The sequence below is a fragment of the Brucella sp. NBRC 12950 genome (assembly GCF_030268145.1).
In the GTDB taxonomy this organism is placed as follows: Bacteria; Pseudomonadota; Alphaproteobacteria; order Rhizobiales; family Rhizobiaceae; genus Brucella.
Genome location: NZ_BSQC01000004.1, coordinates 1 through 16,607, shown reverse-complemented (window position 1 = coordinate 16,607; position 16,607 = coordinate 1). Strand labels below are relative to the sequence as shown.

Sequence of the window (16,607 nt, the reverse complement as noted above, 5' to 3'; positions counted from 1 at the left end):
TTTCAGTATGTTAGGGTTGTAAAAGCCGGATATTTCATAACGCAACATTAATGTTCGGAAAGAATTGTGCGTTGCGATTTAAACGGTTTGAATATCAGCACAGCCCGTCGTCGCATTTTGGCCAAATGATATCGACATTCAGGGAACGAATTACGGATACTGTCGTTTTTCTGAATTGAAACTCTATTTAGTATTCACCCGCCGCATTCAACTCATTCCCTTCGGAAAGGCTGTTAAGGCACATGCCGGAATTGTCTTCTTCGCCGTCTAATTCGTCCATTGCCGATCGCAAGACTTCGGATCAGATTCCGCCCGAACAACCTTCTCCGATACGTGCTCTTTACAAAACAGAGGACGAGCTGCGCGAGCTTGCGGCATCCGTTGCGCGCGGAGATGAGCTGGCTTTGCCAGGCTATCTGCCTTTCGAATATGATGAGCGATTGTCTGAAAACGGTAAGCTGATCCTTCACGCCTACCGCTCTTCTGACGCTGCGTCTCGCGCGGGCGAGACCATCACGCCTGCTGCACAGTGGCTTCTCGACAACCACTATCAGATCGACAAAACCGTTCAGCAGACCCGCCGGGATTTGCCACGCAAGTTTATCCGCCAACTGCCGACTTACGCAGCCATGAAGGACATGCCGCGTATTTTCGCGCTCGCCTGGCTTTACGTGGCGCATACGGACAGCAACTTTTCTCTTAAGTCTCTGACTGCGCTTGTGCAGGGTTTCCAGACCGTCGAGCCGCTGAAGATTGGTGAATTGTGGGCGCTGCCATCAGCTGTGCGCTATTTTCTGATTGAAAATGCGCGCCGTCTGGCGCTGCGCGTTGATCGCGCACGCAACATGCGCAATCTCGCTAACACTGCTGCCGACCGCATTGTGATTGCTGCGAATGAGGCAGAACTGGAAACGGTTCTTGCGCAATACAATCAAGCCGCACGCGACAGTACCTTTGCCACGCATCTGCTTTATCGCCTTCGCAGCGCCTCAACCGATACGTCGGCAGCTTCAAGCTGGCTTGAACGTATTCTCGATCAGGAAGGCAGCAACGCAGAAGACGCCATCGTAGAAGAACATGCCCGCCAGTCCACTGGCGGCGTGACGATGGGCAATGTAATCACAAGCCTTAAAAGAATTGACGATATCGACTGGGAGACCTGGTTTGAAACCGTCAACGAGGTCGATGCGATCCTGCGTGATCATAGCGATTTCGAGCTGCTCGATTTCCGCTCGCGCAATGCGTATCGCGTGACGATTGAAAAGCTCGCTCGTTTCTCGAATATGAGCGAAATCGATATCACATGGGCCGCACTCAAGCTTGCAGAAGACAGCAAGGTTGGTGAGGCTCAGGCGGAAGGCAAAGGCTCGATTGCCTATTATCTTTCCGGCGACGGTCGAAAAGAGCTCGAACAGCTTTGCGGATATAAAGCGCCCTTTGGTGTGAAAGCCCTGCGTTGCTATCGTGGTCTTGGCTTGCTCGGTCTTTTCATTCCGACCGCTATCTTCACGATCTTGATCCTGACCATCGTCAATTACTGCATGATGAAGGCGGGTCTTTCTGCCGATCTGCGCACGCTGTTCACGCTGCTTGCGCTTTTCCCGGCAATGGATGCTTCCTATTCACTGTTCAACGCGCTTGTGCCGTGGTTCGTGCAGCCAACACGTCTGATCGGATTTGAATATAAGGAAGGCTTACCAGCCGAAGCACGGACACTGGTTGCCGTGCCGACCCTGATCACGTCGCGAGATTCCATTGATGAGCAGATCCGCAATCTGGAAGTCCATTATCTGACCAATCCGCGCGGCGAGATCTATTTCTCGCTTGTCAGCGACTGGACGGATGCCAAGCAGGAAATCACACCTGCGGACATGGAAATCTATGAATATGCGCGTGAAGAAATCGCCAAGCTCAATGAGCACTATACCGGCAATGACCAGCCGCGTTTTTTCCTGCTTCACCGCCGCCGCCTTTATAATGAAAAGCAGGGCTGCTGGATGGGCTGGGAGCGCAAGCGCGGTAAGCTGCATGAGCTGAATCTGCTGCTGCGAGGCGATCAGGATACGAGCTATTTCCCTGCCGATGCTCGCCTGCCAAAAGACATCAAATATGTGATGACGCTCGACGCTGATACGCGTCTGACGCCGGAATCCGTCACCCATCTTGTGGGCAAGCTCAGCCATCCGCTGAACCGCCCTGTTTTCGATGACAAGACTGGTCGCGTTGTTCGTGGTTACGGCATTTTGCAGCCACGCGTCACGCCATCACTGACCACTGGCGACGAAGCTTCGTTCCTGCAGCGCGTCTTCTCGGTCAATCGCGGTATCGATCCTTACGTCTTTGCCGTTTCTGACACCTATCAGGACTTGCTGGGCGAAGGCACATTCACCGGCAAGGGCCTTTACGATATCGATGCCTTTGAAGCAGCGCTGAAAGATCGCGTGGCTGAAAACACGCTGCTCAGCCACGACCTTCTTGAAGGCGGCTATGCGCGTGCAGCGCTCGTCAGCGATGTTGAAGTCGTTGAAGATTACCCGACCGGATACAATGTCGACGTATCGCGCCATCATCGTTGGGCGCGTGGTGACTGGCAGTTGCTGCCGTGGCTGTTCTCGGCAAGCCGCGGCGTCAGCACCATTACGCGCTGGAAGATGATCGACAATCTGCGTCGCTCGCTCAATCCGATCATGTGGCTGCTCGCTTCGGTGATTGGCTGGAGCATTCTGCCGCTTGGTGTGGCTGCCGTCTGGCAGGCATTCCTGATCGTCAGCATGTTCGTGGCGCCGACTTTCGGTATCGTCACCAATCTCATTCCGTCGAATATGGACTATTCGCTGAAGGGCCATGCGCAATCGGTTCTGACTGATATCGCACTTGGCACGGCTGATGTCGCGCTGCGCACAACCTTCATCGCCCATTCGGCATTCCTTATGGCCGATGCAATCGTACGCACGATCTATCGTCTGTTCGTATCGCATCGCGATCTGCTTGAATGGAAAACAGCAGCCCAGGCAAAATCGTCGCCTGATACGCTCCTCTATTATTTCCAGCTCATGTGGCCTGCTATGGTCATCGCCGGTCTTGCGGTCTTTATCCCGCTCGGTGCCGACAGCCATGCAGCGCTGATTGCAGCACCTTTTGCTGTTATCTGGTTTGCCTCGCCACTGATTGCCTGGCTAGTCAGCCGCTCGGCCAAGCCGCAGGATACGCTGGAAGTGCTGTCTTCCGACAAGTCGGATCTGCGCCGCTATGCGCGCCGCACATGGCGCTACTTTGCTGAATTCGCGAATGATGAGAACAACCATCTGCCACCGGACAACTTCCAGGAAGATCCGGCACCTATTGTGGCGCAGCGCACCTCGCCAACCAATATCGGTGTCTATGTTCTGTCTGTTGTTGCTGCGCGCGATTTCGGCTGGATTGGCTTTGACGAAACGCTGAACCGCATTGAATCCACCGTCACCACGCTTGAAAAGATGGAGAAGTATCAGGGCCATCTCTACAACTGGTATGAAACAAACACGCTGACGCCGATGCGTCCGCTCTATGTTTCTGCGGTCGATAGCGGCAATCTTGCCGGCCATCTCGTAACGCTATCTTCGGCATTGGAAGAATGGGCGGAAGCGCCGAGCGTTTATGTTCAGGGTGATCTCGATGGCATTCTCGATGTCAACGATATCCTTGAAGAAAGCATCGCGCAGATCCCGGATGATCGCCGAATCCTGCGTCCGCTTCGTCGTCGCCTGGAAGAGCGGATTGCCAATTTCCGCCGTGCGGTCCGCACCATCAAGGAAGAGCCGGAAACAGCATCTTTCCGCACAATCAATCTGTCGCTTTTTGCGACCGACATTGTGCGCCTGATGGAAGAACTCGACAGCGAGATCGAAACACCGGCAAGCGCCGAGGCCAAGGAATGGGCCAATATTCTGGTCGATACCTGCAAGGCGCATACCGACGATTCCGTTGGCGAACACAACACGGACGATCTGCGTGAACGTCTGCGCAATCTGGCAGGACGTTCACGTCAGCTGGCGTTCGACATGCAGTTCGGCTTCCTTGAACGTAAAGAGCGTCGCCTTCTCTCCATCGGCTTCCGCGTGCAGGAAAACGAGCTGGATGAAAGCTGCTACGACCTTCTGGCTTCCGAAGCCCGTCTTGCCAGCTTGTTTGCAATTGCCAAGGGCGATGTGCCGGTTGAACATTGGTTCAAGCTCGGTCGCCTTCTGGTGCCAGTGGGCTGGAAGGGCGCTCTGCTCTCCTGGTCCGGCTCGATGTTTGAATATCTGATGCCGCCGCTGGTCATGTCCGAGCCGCTTGGCTCGCTGCTTGACCAGACCAACAAGCTCGTTGTGCAGCGCCAGATCGATTATGCCACCTCGCGCGGTCTGCCATGGGGTATCTCGGAAGCTGCCTTCAATGCGCGCGACGCGCATATGAATTACCAGTATTCCAACTTTGGCGTGCCAAATCTGGGCCTTCAGCGCGGCCTGTCGCGTAATGCTGTTATCGCGCCTTATGCAAGCTTGCTTGCAGCGCAGTACCAGCCAGCAGCAGCAGTCGCGAATTTGAAGCGTCTGGCAAAGCTCGGTGCGCTTGGCCGCTATGGCTTCCACGATTCGGTAGACTTCACACCATCGCGTGTTCGCGAAGGCGAAACCTGCGCGGTCGTGAAAAACTACTATGCCCACCACCATGGCATGGCGATCATCGCGGTCAATAACGTGATTTTTGAAGGCCGTATGCGTGAGCGTTTCCATTCCGATCCGGTGATCGAAGCGGCAGAGCTTCTGCTGCAGGAAAAGGCACCACGCGAAATCCCGATGATCTACGCCAAGACGGAAAATCCGATGCGCGTGGATTCGGGCGGCTTCGACGATGCACCAATGCGCATCATCGATGTGCCGTTCAAGGCGCCTCGTACAACGCATATGATGTCGAATGGCCAATATGCGCTGATGGTTACGGCCAACGGTTCCGGTTACAGCCGCTGGCATAATTGGGACATCACGCGTTTCCACGCCGATGCGTCTGAAGACCTTCAGGGTAGCTTCCTGTTCCTGCGTGATATGGAAAGCGGCTACTGGTGGTCGGCGACCGGCGAACCGGTGCGCAATCCGGAAGAAGAAACCAAGACCGTCTTCACTGAAGATAAGGCCGAGTTCTACAAGACTGCCGGCGACTTCAAGACAGTCGTGGAAGTGATCGTATCATCGGAATCCGATGGTGAAGGCCGCAGGCTCGATATCATCAACACCTCTGCGCGTGATCGCGTCATTGAAGTGACGTCCTATTCCGAACTGGTGCTGACTGACAGCGACAGCGATGCCGCGCATCCGGCCTTCGCCAAGATGTTCGTCGAAACGGAAATCGCGGATAACGGCTCAACCATCTATGCGAAGCGTCGCAAGCGCGCGCCGTCCGATCCGGATATCCACGTCGCACATTTCGTAACCGATCTTTCCGGTTCGATCCGCGAAACGGAAGTCGAAACCGATCGTCGTGCATTCATCGGTCGTGGACGTTCGCTGCGCGATGCAGCGGCCTTTGATGAAGGTGCAACTTTCACCGGCAGCCAGGGCTGTGTGCTCGATCCGATTGCATCGGTGCGTACGCGTGTCCGCGTTCCGGCTCATAAAAAGGTAAGCCTTGTTTTCTGGACCTTCGCAGGCGGTAGCCGCGATGCGGTGGAGCATGCTGTTGCAACCCATCGTCATCCGGAAACCTTCGTCCGCGAATACTCGCTGTCGTGGACGAGCTCGCAGGTGCAGCTCTACCATATTGGCATCAAGCCAGCGGAAGCAGCCGACTATCAGAAGGTTGCCGCCTATCTGCTCTATCCGGAGCGGACCATGCGTCAGCCGCCGGAAACTATTGCGGCAGGTCTTGGCAAACAATCCGACCTCTGGCCGATGTCGATCTCTGGTGATTATCCGATCTTTGCCCTGCGCATCGACAATGAAGCCGATCTCGACGTGCTTCGTGGCGTCTTGCGCGCGCAGGAATACTGGCGCAGCAAGGGTCTCACCGTGGATGTGGTGGCGGTCAACGAACGCGCCTTCTCCTATGCGCAGGATACCCAGCGCGCGATTGACTGGATCATCGAGGGCTTCCGTGCCCGCGGTGGCGGTCAGCCGCATATCTTTGCGGTTCGTCGCGATCAGATGAGTGAGGAAAGCTACAATACCCTGCTTGCTTCCGCTCGTATCGTCATGCACGCCCAGAACGGCTCGCTTGCCGAACAGCTTCGTCGCAGTGAAGAACTGACCGTTGATTTGGCTGCACGTAGCGACGCCAAGACACCGGCCACCGCACAGCAGGGTCTGGGTGCTGCCGGTCTCGCGCCTGTAACAATCGAACGAGGTACGGAAGAACGTCGTCTGGTGACGAAGCCAAAACCAGTCGCACGTCCGCTCCCAACCGGCGACGATCTCCAGTTCTGGAATGGTTATGGTGGTTTTGCTCAGGATGGCAGCTACGTGGTGCGGATCAACAACCGCACAACCACGCCGCATCCTTGGATCAACGTCATCGCCAATCCGAATTTCGGCTTCCATGTTTCGGCAGAAGGTTCGGCCTTCACATGGGCGGGCAACAGTCGCGATTATCAGCTCACCCCTTGGGCGAATGATCCGGTCACAAACCGTCCGGGCGAAGCGATCTATATTCTCGACCGCGAGACGGGACGCAGCTTTGCCCCAACAGCAAGCGTACTCCGTGACGAGGCCGTGACATATGAAGCACGTCACAGCCACGGCTACAGCACTTTTGCGGCTCAACATGGCGAACTGGCACTCGAACTCACCCATATCGTCGATGCTGAAAAGCCTGTTCGTCTTTCACGCCTGACGATCACCAACAAGGGACGTTCGAAGCGCAAGCTGCGTGCCTATGGTTATGTCGAATGGGTGTTGGGCAATGCCCGCTCTAAGAATGTGCCGTTCATTGTGCCATCGCAGGATGAAGAACTGGGCGCGCTCTTTGCAGGCAATCCATATCATCCGGACAAGTCCGGTCAGGTAGCCTTCTTTGCGGCAACAGAAAAGCCGCAATCGGTAACGGCTGACCGTGGCGAGTTTATCGGCTCGACGGGCTCGGTCGACCGTCCTGAAATCGTGCTGGCTGGCAAGGTGCTTTCCAACACGGTTGAAGCTGGGCGTGACCCGTGTGCCGCTCTCGCTATCGATGTCGAAGTGGGGCCGGGTGAAAGCCGCGAAGTGGTATTCCTGCTTGGCAATGCTGCCGATCAGCAGCAGGCAAAAGCCCTTGTCGCGGAAAGCCGCAAGGCTTCGTTTGAAGAAAAGCTCGATGCTGCACGTAAACATTGGGAAGGTCTCTTCAACCGCGTACAGGTCAAGACACCTGATCCGGCATTCGATCTCTTGATCAATGGCTGGTTGCCATATCAGGCGATTGCCTGCCGCATCTGGGCCCGCGCAGCCTTTTATCAGGCCAGCGGTGCCTTCGGCTTCCGCGACCAGTTGCAGGATACGCTGTCGCTTCTGCTGATTGATCCTTCGCTGGCTCGTGCGCAGATCCTCAATGCCGCGTCGCGTCAGTTCCCGGAAGGTGATGTTCAGCATTGGTGGTTGCCAGCAACGGGTGCAGGTGTCCGCACGCTGATCTCCGACGATGTGGTCTGGCTTGGTTATGGCACCTCGCTTTATGTTCAAACGACTGGCGATCATGCAATTCTCGACGAAAAGCTGGCTTTCCTGAAGGGACGCACGCTTGAAGAGGGTGAACATGATGCATTCTTTGAGCCGGAGATTTCCGACCAAACTGTGAGCCTCTACGAGCATTGCGCGCTGGCGCTTGATCTTGCGATTGAGCGTACCGGCAAGCATGGCCTGCCACTGATCCTCGGTGGTGACTGGAACGACGGCATGAATCTTGTCGGCGTGAAGGGTGAGGGCGAAAGCGTATGGCTCGGCTGGTTCCTGGCCTACACATTGCGTCAGTTCATCCCGATTGCTGAATCCCGCAAGGATGCAAAGCGTGCAAAAGCATGGGCCGCGCATCTTGAAAGCCTGACCAAAGCGCTTGATCGCGATGGTTGGGACGGCGAATGGTATCGCCGTGGCTTCTTCGATAACGGCGCGCCGCTTGGCTCAAAAGACAGCGACGAATGCCAGATCGATGCGATTGCGCAGTCGTGGAGCGTGTTGTCTGGCGTTGCCGATCCAAAGCGTTCGGAACAGGCCATGGCTTCGCTCGAGAAATATCTGCTCGATGATCAGGGCGAATTGCTGCGTCTCTTCACGCCGCCTTTCGACAAGACGGTTCAGGAGCCGGGTTACATCAAGGGCTACCCGCCGGGCGTTCGTGAGAATGGCGGTCAATATACGCATGGTGCAACATGGGCCATTCTGGCGCTCGCCCGCATGGGTAAGGCCAAGGAAGCATGGCGCTTGTTCTCGCTGATCAGCCCGGTCAGCCATGGCCGTAATCCGGATGTCTATCGCGTTGAACCTTATGTGATCGCAGCCGATATCTACTCCGTCGAGCCGCGTCGCGGACAGGGTGGCTGGACATGGTACACGGGGTCTGCCGGCTGGTTCTATCGTGTTGCAACGGAAGGCATTCTCGGCGTCACCAAACGCGGCGACCGGCTGCATCTTGATCCGGCCTTGCCGCCGGAATGGGATGGCTATGAAGCGGAACTTCGTTTCGGCGAAGCAGTCTATCGCGTGAAGGTCGTAGCAGGTGCCAAAGACAAGGTAATCAAGCTCAATGGTCGCAAGGTGGGCAAGCCGGATGAAGGCGTGCCGATCAAGCCCGATGGTGAACACGACATCATAGTAGAGCTTCCCAAATCTGAATGAAGCATTTAAAAAGGCGGGTGAAAACCCGCCTTTCTTTTTGCTGCAGTCGCTTTGGGGTGATTGCAGAACATGCTCATGCAATGGAGGCCGTTATGGCCAAAACCGATATCGCGCGGCGCGTCTTTAACCACGCATGGAAGCTCGATCCGATTGTCCGCAGTCTGCTGGACACGGATTTCTACAAACTTCTTATGTTGCAGATGATCTGGGGGCTTTACCCCAAGGTTGACGCAACCTTCGCGCTCATCAACCGCACGACGTCTGTTCGCCTTGCCGATGAGATTGATGAAGGCGAGTTGCGCGCGCAGCTCGATCATGCACGCACGCTGCGCTTCACAAAAAAAGAGATGATCTGGCTGGCGGGTAACAGCTTTTACGGTCGCAAGCAGATTTTCCAGCCGGAGTTTCTCAACTGGCTGCATGATTTCCAGCTGCCGGAATATGATTTGCGCCGGAAGGACGGCCAGTATGAACTGCATTTCCATGGTCCGTGGTCGCACACGACCATGTGGGAAATTCCAGCACTCGCCATCATCAATGAGCTTCGCTCGCGCGCTGCGATGAAAAACCTCGGGCCTTTCTCGCTCGATGTTCTTTATGCCCGCGCCAAAGCCAAGATGTGGAGCAAGGTCGAGCGACTGCGCGAACTGCCTGACCTCAAGATTTCAGATTTTGGCACACGTCGCCGCCATTCATTCCTGTGGCAGCGCTGGTGCGTGGAAGCACTGAAGGAAGGTATCGGCGATGCCTTTACCGGAACCAGCAATGTGCTTTTGGCCATGGACAATGACCTCGAAGCGCTTGGCACCAATGCGCATGAATTGCCGATGGTGCTGGCAGCGCTTGCCAACACCGATGATGAACTGCGCACCGCACCTTATCGCGTGTTGCAGGACTGGAACCGCTATTATGGCGGCAATCTTCTCATCGTCCTGCCGGATGCTTTTGGCACGGCTGCTTTTCTGCGCAACGCACCGGATTGGGTTGCCGACTGGACCGGCTTCCGCCCAGACAGCGCCCCACCCATTGAAGGTGGCGAACGCATCATTGAATGGTGGAAGTCGCGCGGCAAAGATCCGCGTGAAAAGCTGCTGATTTTCTCGGATGCGCTCGACGTCGATACGATTGAGGAAACCTATCGTCATTTTGAAGGCCGCGTCCGCATGAGCTTTGGCTGGGGCACGAACCTCACCAATGACTTTGCCGGTTGCGCGCCGACAACGATCCATGGCCTCAAGGCAATATCGCTCGTTTGTAAGGTGATCGACGCCAACGGACGCCCGGCGGTTAAACTTTCGGACAATCCGCAAAAGGCAACCGGCGATCCAAAAGAAGTCGAGCGTTATCTGAAATTCTTCGGAAACGAAGAGCGGGTGGAGCAGCTCGTTCGCGTGTAACGAGCTGCGGTTTCACTATTCCATCAGGCGTGCTGTACCCGAAAGGCGGATTGATCCGCCGCGTTCATTTCCGATATCTGCGCGCAGATGCGATGGCGAACCCATATCCTCGCCCTGAATGACTTCAATAGAGCCACCATGCGGCCAGCTGAGATCGCGTAAATAAGCTGCGAAAGCGGCAGTTGAAGCACCCGTTGCGGGGTCTTCATAAACCCCGCCCGAGGCAAAAGGATTGCGGCTGTGGAAGCGCGTCGGCGTTTCGGAATTGATCAGCAGGATTGTCGTCCAGCCCTGACGGTTCATCAGCACGCGACCGCGCGAAAGATCGTAATGCATCGAAGCGAGTTTTTCGCGTGAGCGCAAAGGCAGCACGATGTGGTCCGCTCCGGCATGGATCAGCGCTGGCGGAATGCCTGGCGCAAGATCATCCTTCTCATAGTTGAAAAGGGCCAGCGCCTGCTCGATTTCGACTTCAGTGGCGGCCCGGTTGCGCGTACCCGGCGATTGCAGGCTGGCGGCAAACAGCTCGCCTTCCTTGCGGCCTTCGACGCTGATTTCGGCGTGGTTAAGCTTTAAGGAAAAGCGTCCGTCACCCTCGCGCATGGCGAGCGCTGCACCCAGTGCAATCGTGGCATGGCCGCAGAAGGGTATTTCTGTTTCAGGCGCAAAATAGCGCACGCGCCAGTTACCGGCTTCGGGCATGGCAAAGGCCGTTTCCGAAAAGCCAACATCCTTGGCAATTTTTTGCATTTCCTCGGCTGAGGGAAGTTTTTCAGAAATCAGGACACCGGCAGGATTGCCGCCCTGATTGCCTTGCGAGAAGGCTGCTATGCGCAAGACGTCCAATGAATTGTCCTTCGCCTATATTCGATTCGCTCCCACCCCTGTCCAATAGAAGACGCTAAATGCGTCCGGTCAAGGGCAGGGGAGCCTTGAGTTGTTTCCTTGCCCGGCTATTTATTTGCCGAGACGATGAGTAGCATCGGTCTTTCCAGCTCGTCTACTAATGCGGGCCAGGCTGCGATCTGCTCTTCGCTCGGGCGCCATTCTTCAAGGTTGGCGATTGCAAAGCCAGCCTTTATCAAGGCATTGACGGTCGTGCTAAGGCGACGGTGATATTTAATGACGCCATCAGCAAGCCAATCCGTGCGCCGTTCACCTTCAACGGCATAGTGATCGATGGGCCAGTGTTTCTGCCCATTTTCGCCTTCCATCCAACCGGGTTTAGCGGGTGCCATGAAAATCGGATGTTCTATTGTGAAAATGAATTGGCCGTTTGCACGCAAGGCGCGGCTGATCGTGGTCAGGAGACGCGGAAAATCCCGGATATAGTGAAAGGCCAGCGAGCTATAAACAAGATCGAAACGGTCTTCCGGCAGTTCCAAAGCTTCCATATCCGCCTGCACGTAGCGGATAGCCTCGTCTCGCGTTTCCTTGCGCGCACGTTCAAGCATATTCTCTGAAAGATCATATCCGGTGACAGACGCGGCACCCTGTTCACAGGCAAAACGTGAAAACCAGCCAAAGCCGCAGCCGAGATCGGCAATGTCCAGGCCTCTAAGATCTGGCAGGATTGATCGCACATAGGGCCATTCGGGCGCGCCATCCAGACCGTGCACAGAGCGCGGCAGCTCGCTATAGGCGGTGAAAAAGTCCGCACGATCATAAATGTTCTGAGCCATGTTGTGCCTTCCTGTTATTGAAAAGCAGAATCGGCCTCAAACACCGGGAAATCAATCCCGCATTTCAGCCGCCCACGGTGGATTGGCACCTGCGCGAGAAACCGTAACCGCGGCTGCACGCACCCCGAGCGCGACGGCGGCATGGATCTGATCTTCGTCGAGTTTTGCGATTGCTTGCTTGCTCAACAAGCCCTGATCGTTGAGGCTTGCGAGAATACCCGCATTGACCGTGTCGCCAGCGCCAACCGTATCCACCACATCCACTTTAACGCCGGGCACGCGAACAGTCGCGTTTGCCGTGTAGGCATCCGCACCATGGGCACCTTTGGTGATGACGATCAGTTTGGGCCCAAGCTCAAGCCAACGCGACGCAATCTCGTCATGGCTGCCTTTTTCGCCAAACCAGTCGAGATCTTCATCCGAAAGCTTCACGATATCGGAAAGGGCAATCATTCGTTTCATGCGAGCAAGATGCTTTTCACGGTCCGTGATAAAGCCGGAGCGAATATTCGGATCGAGGAACATCACGCGGTTCTTGGCTTCCCGCGTCATCAGCGCTTCATAGACACTCCCGCACGGCTCTGAAATCAGACTGATACAGCCGAACAGCATTGCGTTGATATTGTCGTCGATCAGCGGGATGTCACCCTCGGAAAGCATCCGCAGCGCTGTGTTCTCATCATAAAAGGCGTAGCGGGCCTGTCCGTCCACCAGTCGCACAAATGCGAGTGTCGTCGGACGGTCCGAAATGGCGGAATAGGAATAATCGACGTTGGAGCGCGCAAGCGTGTCGCGTAGCACTTCACCGAAAAAATCCGACGAAAGCCCGGAAAAGAAGCCCGTCGGGACATTCAATCGACCGAGCGCGATGGCTGAGTTGAAAACAGAACCACCCGCGAGTGGTAAAAAGGCTGTCTCTCCCGCCGCAGTTTCGCGTGGCAGCATGTCAATCAGGGCTTCACCGCAGCATAGGATCATGGGTCAACTCAGCTGTTAAATCGATTGAAGAGAAAATAAGCACAAAAGCGCGGTGTTATTCAACGCCGCGCTTTTGAAAAATCATCAGACGTGCTGGCCGCCATTGATGTGGATTTCCGATCCTGTCACATAAGACGAGGCTTCGGAGCAAAGATAGTAGATCGTCTCGGCCACTTCTGACGTCTTGCCAAGGCGACGCATCGGCAATTGTTCGACAAGTTTATCCGTACCGGGCGATAAAATGGCGGTATCGATCTCACCCGGAGCAATCGCATTGACGCGAATGCCATGCGGACCGAAATCTGACGCCATTTCACGCGTGAGCGCTGCAAGGGCTGCCTTCGAGGTCGCATAAGCCGTGCCAGCAAAAGGATGAACGCGACTTCCGGCAATCGACGTCACGTTGACCACCGAGCCTTGCGCAGCTTCAAGTTCCTTGAACAGGCCGCGCGCCAGCATGATGGGCGCCATGAAGTTCACCTGAAACACGTCGCGCCACACGGCCATCGGCGTTTCAATCGAGTTCAGGCGCTTTCCACCCTCTGCCTTTGGCGAAATACCTGCATTGTTGACGAGCGCGTGCAGCTTGCTGCCATTGGCCTCAAGGCGGCGGCGGATTTCAGCAATGGCTTTGCCCACGTCTTCCTGATCCGCTAGGTCAACCTTGATGTGATCTTCCGGTCCCGCTGGCCACGGACAATTCTCAGCGAAATCCTGACGCGAGCAGGTGATGACGCGCCAGCCAGCGCGCGAAAAACGCTTAACCGTCGCATGACCAATGCCACGGCTTGCCCCTGTCAGAACAAGGGTTTTACGTTCCGTATCTGCCTTGGGAGTATCAGACCGGGACGTATCGGTTGGGGAAACTGTAGACATGACAACCTCACTCTCAATCTTTGAATAGACTAAGCCGCTCAGGATTTCGAGCGGATTTAAACAATCAGGCAGTCGGCTGCTTCACTTGATCGCGATAAGGGCCGGTTACAGTTAAGCCGCCCTACAGCATAATTCCTTAAACCTGGATCAGTTTAAGGTAAAATTATGCTGTAAGTATAAAGTTTTAGAGCGACCTTTGTGCGCCCGGCTCTCTAAGAAAATACTACTGCGAATTGCCCATGATGATATCGAGAAGCGTGGTTGAATCACGGTTCTGTTGCGGCTGCTGTCCGCCAACATCGCCCGGAGGTAATGGTGCGCCATTGTCGTTGACCGGATAATTGGCCGGTGTGCCGGGCTGCTGACCTTGCTGAACCGTGTTTCGGGCAGGGGAGTCGGGTGCTGGTGGCCAATAGCCATCATCGCCATTGCCAGCCATTGGCTGGTCGCCATAGCCACCCTGCGGAATCATACCCGGTTCATATGGGTTGTTCGGATCGATACCGTCGCTGCCACCCGGTACGATGTTCTGAATGTCATAATGGCCGGGCAGTTCCGCAACAGGCACGCCCTTGTGGGCTTCCTTCATAAAGGTTTTCCATGCGGCGACAGGCAATGTCGAGCCGAAGACGCGCTTCATGCCCTTGCCGTCATCATTGCCGAACCAGACACCTGTGGTGAGATTGGCGGTATAGCCGACAAACCAAGCATCGCGGAAATTCTGGCTTGTTCCGGTTTTGCCTGCGGCTGGCCAGCCAAAAGCAGCGCGTTTTGCGGTGCCGTCTTCCACTGTCTTGCGCAGCATTGCATTCATCATGCCGACATTGCGCTCATCAATCACACGCGGGCCGACGCCATCCTGTCTTTGATAGAGAACCTTACCTTCCGAATCCGTGATCTTGGTGATGAAATAGACCGGCGCACGATAGCCGCCATTGGCGAACGGCACATAGGCATCGGCCAGCTCAAGCAAAGAAACTTCCGAAGTGCCAAGTGCGAGCGAGGCATTGGGTTCGAGCTTCGACTGAACGCCAAGGCGATGGGCAGTGTCGATCACCGTCTGTGGGCCGACTTCCATCACGAGCTGTGCTGAAACGGAATTAAGCGAGTGGGACAATGCGGTCGCCAGCGTCACTTCACCCATATATTTGCCGTTGTCGTTGCTGGGCGTCCATTTGCCAATCCGCACCGGCGCATCATTGCGCACGGAATCCGGCGTGCGGCCCTGCTCCAAAGCCGTTAGATAGACGAAAGGCTTGAAGGAAGAGGCAGGCTGACGACGTGCATCGGTAACGCGGTCGAACTGGCTTGCGGCATAATCATAGCCACCAACCAATGCGCGCACTGCACCCGTACCATCGATGGAAACGAGCGCGCCCTGGCTCACATTCATCTTCTTGCCATTGGTCGAAATCTGATCCTTGATCGCTTCTTCACCGGCGCGTTGCAGATTGAGATCAACGGTGGTTTCAACGGTGATGTCGGTTTTTGTCTCGCCGATGAGCGCCGGAATTTCGGCTACAACGCGGTCGGCAAAATAGTTTTCAGAACCCTGCCAGTAAGAGGCGGCGCGCGCCGGTGGCTCGCTTTCCGCAATCGCCACCTGACGGTCATCGATCATGCCTTCTTCACGCATGGCACCAAGCACAAGCTTGGCACGAGCGCTTGCTGCTTCCGGGTCGCGTGCGGGCGAGAGACGTGAAGGCGCCTTGAGAAGACCGGCAAGGGTTGCCGCTTCCATTAGATTTACGTCCTTGGCGGACTTTCCGAAATAGCGGCGCGACGCAGCATCGACGCCATAGGCACCAGAACCGAGATAAACCCGGTTTAGATACATCTCCAAGATCTGCTCTTTGGTATATTTATGCTCAAGCCAGAGAGCGAGCATCACTTCCTGCACTTTACGTTCCAGCGTACGGTCCGGCGACAGGAACAGGTTCTTGGCAAGCTGCTGGGTCAGCGTCGAGCCACCCTGAACTGCGCGGCCAGAGGTCACGTTGGTTACAATTGCACGCGCCAGACCGATAGGATCGATACCGAAATGCGACATGAAACGGCGATCTTCGATCGCCATGACGGCTTGCGGAATAAATGGCGACATTTCATGCAGGCCGACGGCTTCACCGCCGGTGGTGCCACGATTGGCAATCAGATTGCCTCCGACATCAACGATACGCACATTCGGCGGACGATCCGGAATAGTCCAGTCGGTTGTCGGTGGCATCTTGGCCGCAAAATAGACGAGCATACCGGCGAATGCGATGCCACCCCATAGGCCGAGCACCAGACACCAGTAGAAAGCGCGGCGAACAAAGCCGAAAAAGCCGCCACGCTTTTTTGGCTTGCGGCTTGACCCGCGTGGTTCGCGATCTTTCGATGGCTTGCTTTTCCGTTGCGGGCGGGCCATGCGCTCCTCCTCGTCGACGCGAAACACGTCCTCTTCCTTTTCCTCCGGCTTGCCGAAGGAAGGTTCGATGCGTCCGTTTCTGCCGTCTCGCGATGCCATATCGTTCTTGATCCGCCCACCTGTTCGTCGGGTACTGGTTTGTAACCCGCTTAAATCATCAACCCGTATATATCGAGGACGTTTATCGCCTGAAGGGTAAATGCGGCAGTTTAAAGGGGGGTAAATTTGTCATTAACAAAAAAGCACTGAATTGAGCGCAAAAAGAAAAGGCCCCGCATTGCGGAGCCTTTCCAGAGAAGTCGATCTGAATAAATCAGATTAGAACTTGTACGCGACGCCGAGACGAACTTCGTTGGTCTTGAACTTGTCGCGAACGCCAGCATCAGGAACGCCGAAGTCGAAATCCTTGTGGCCGTAATCGGTATAACGATATTCGAGACGAACG

At 55.6% G+C, this 16,607-nt stretch carries 7 protein-coding genes; 2 read left to right on the top strand and 5 right to left on the bottom strand.

Annotated elements, in window-relative coordinates; genetic code table 11:
• Positions 1 to 242 precede the first annotated feature (242 nt).
• Both QSJ70_RS07435 and pncB read left to right on the top strand, forming a co-directional pair.
• On the top strand, positions 243 to 8,822 hold the full coding sequence (locus QSJ70_RS07435; RefSeq protein ID WP_285535500.1) for a glycoside hydrolase family 94 protein: 8,580 nt from the start codon (positions 243 to 245) through the stop codon (positions 8,820 to 8,822).
• Between the two features lie 92 nt (positions 8,823 to 8,914).
• The gene (gene pncB, locus QSJ70_RS07430) at positions 8,915 to 10,219 is read left to right on the top strand and encodes a nicotinate phosphoribosyltransferase (RefSeq protein WP_007873146.1); all 1,305 of its coding nucleotides are present in this window, start codon (positions 8,915 to 8,917) and stop codon (positions 10,217 to 10,219) included.
• A 15-nt stretch (positions 10,220 to 10,234) separates the two neighbouring features.
• On the opposite strand, the gene QSJ70_RS07425 is transcribed toward pncB, so the two are convergent.
• From QSJ70_RS07425 to QSJ70_RS07405, 5 genes are all read right to left on the bottom strand, one after another.
• Entirely contained in the window at positions 10,235 to 11,065 is an 831-nt protein-coding gene (locus QSJ70_RS07425; RefSeq protein ID WP_285535496.1) for a PhzF family phenazine biosynthesis protein, read from the bottom strand.
• Positions 11,066 to 11,172: 107 nt separating this feature from the next.
• On the bottom strand, positions 11,173 to 11,901 hold the full coding sequence (locus tag QSJ70_RS07420; protein ID WP_285535494.1) for a class I SAM-dependent methyltransferase: 729 nt from the start codon (positions 11,899 to 11,901) through the stop codon (positions 11,173 to 11,175).
• A 51-nt stretch (positions 11,902 to 11,952) separates the two neighbouring features.
• A complete protein-coding gene (locus tag QSJ70_RS07415; protein ID WP_105518060.1) occupies positions 11,953 to 12,879 on the bottom strand; it encodes a carbohydrate kinase family protein in 927 nt (308 codons plus the stop codon).
• A gap of 84 nt (positions 12,880 to 12,963) precedes the next feature.
• Complete coding sequence (locus tag QSJ70_RS07410) at positions 12,964 to 13,755, bottom strand: SDR family NAD(P)-dependent oxidoreductase (protein WP_007873153.1); 792 nt, start codon at positions 13,753 to 13,755, stop codon at positions 12,964 to 12,966.
• Positions 13,756 to 13,978: 223 nt separating this feature from the next.
• Positions 13,979 to 16,261: a transglycosylase domain-containing protein gene (locus QSJ70_RS07405; RefSeq protein ID WP_285535480.1), complete on the bottom strand. Its 2,283-nt coding sequence runs from the start codon at positions 16,259 to 16,261 to the stop codon at positions 13,979 to 13,981.
• Positions 16,262 to 16,607: the final 346 nt, after the last annotated feature.

Bases quoted from the DNA above. Each gene is read 5' to 3' on its own strand.
- QSJ70_RS07435 (WP_285535500.1), top strand. From the start codon at position 243: ATGCCGGAATTGTCTTCTTCGCCGTCTAATTCGTCCATTGCCGATCGC.
- pncB (WP_007873146.1), top strand. From the start codon at position 8,915: ATGGCCAAAACCGATATCGCGCGGCGCGTCTTTAACCACGCATGGAAG.
- QSJ70_RS07420 (WP_285535494.1), bottom strand. From the start codon at position 11,901: ATGGCTCAGAACATTTATGATCGTGCGGACTTTTTCACCGCCTATAGC.
- QSJ70_RS07415 (WP_105518060.1), bottom strand. From the start codon at position 12,879: ATGATCCTATGCTGCGGTGAAGCCCTGATTGACATGCTGCCACGCGAA.
- QSJ70_RS07410 (WP_007873153.1), bottom strand. From the start codon at position 13,755: ATGTCTACAGTTTCCCCAACCGATACGTCCCGGTCTGATACTCCCAAG.
- QSJ70_RS07405 (WP_285535480.1), bottom strand. From the start codon at position 16,261: ATGGCATCGCGAGACGGCAGAAACGGACGCATCGAACCTTCCTTCGGC.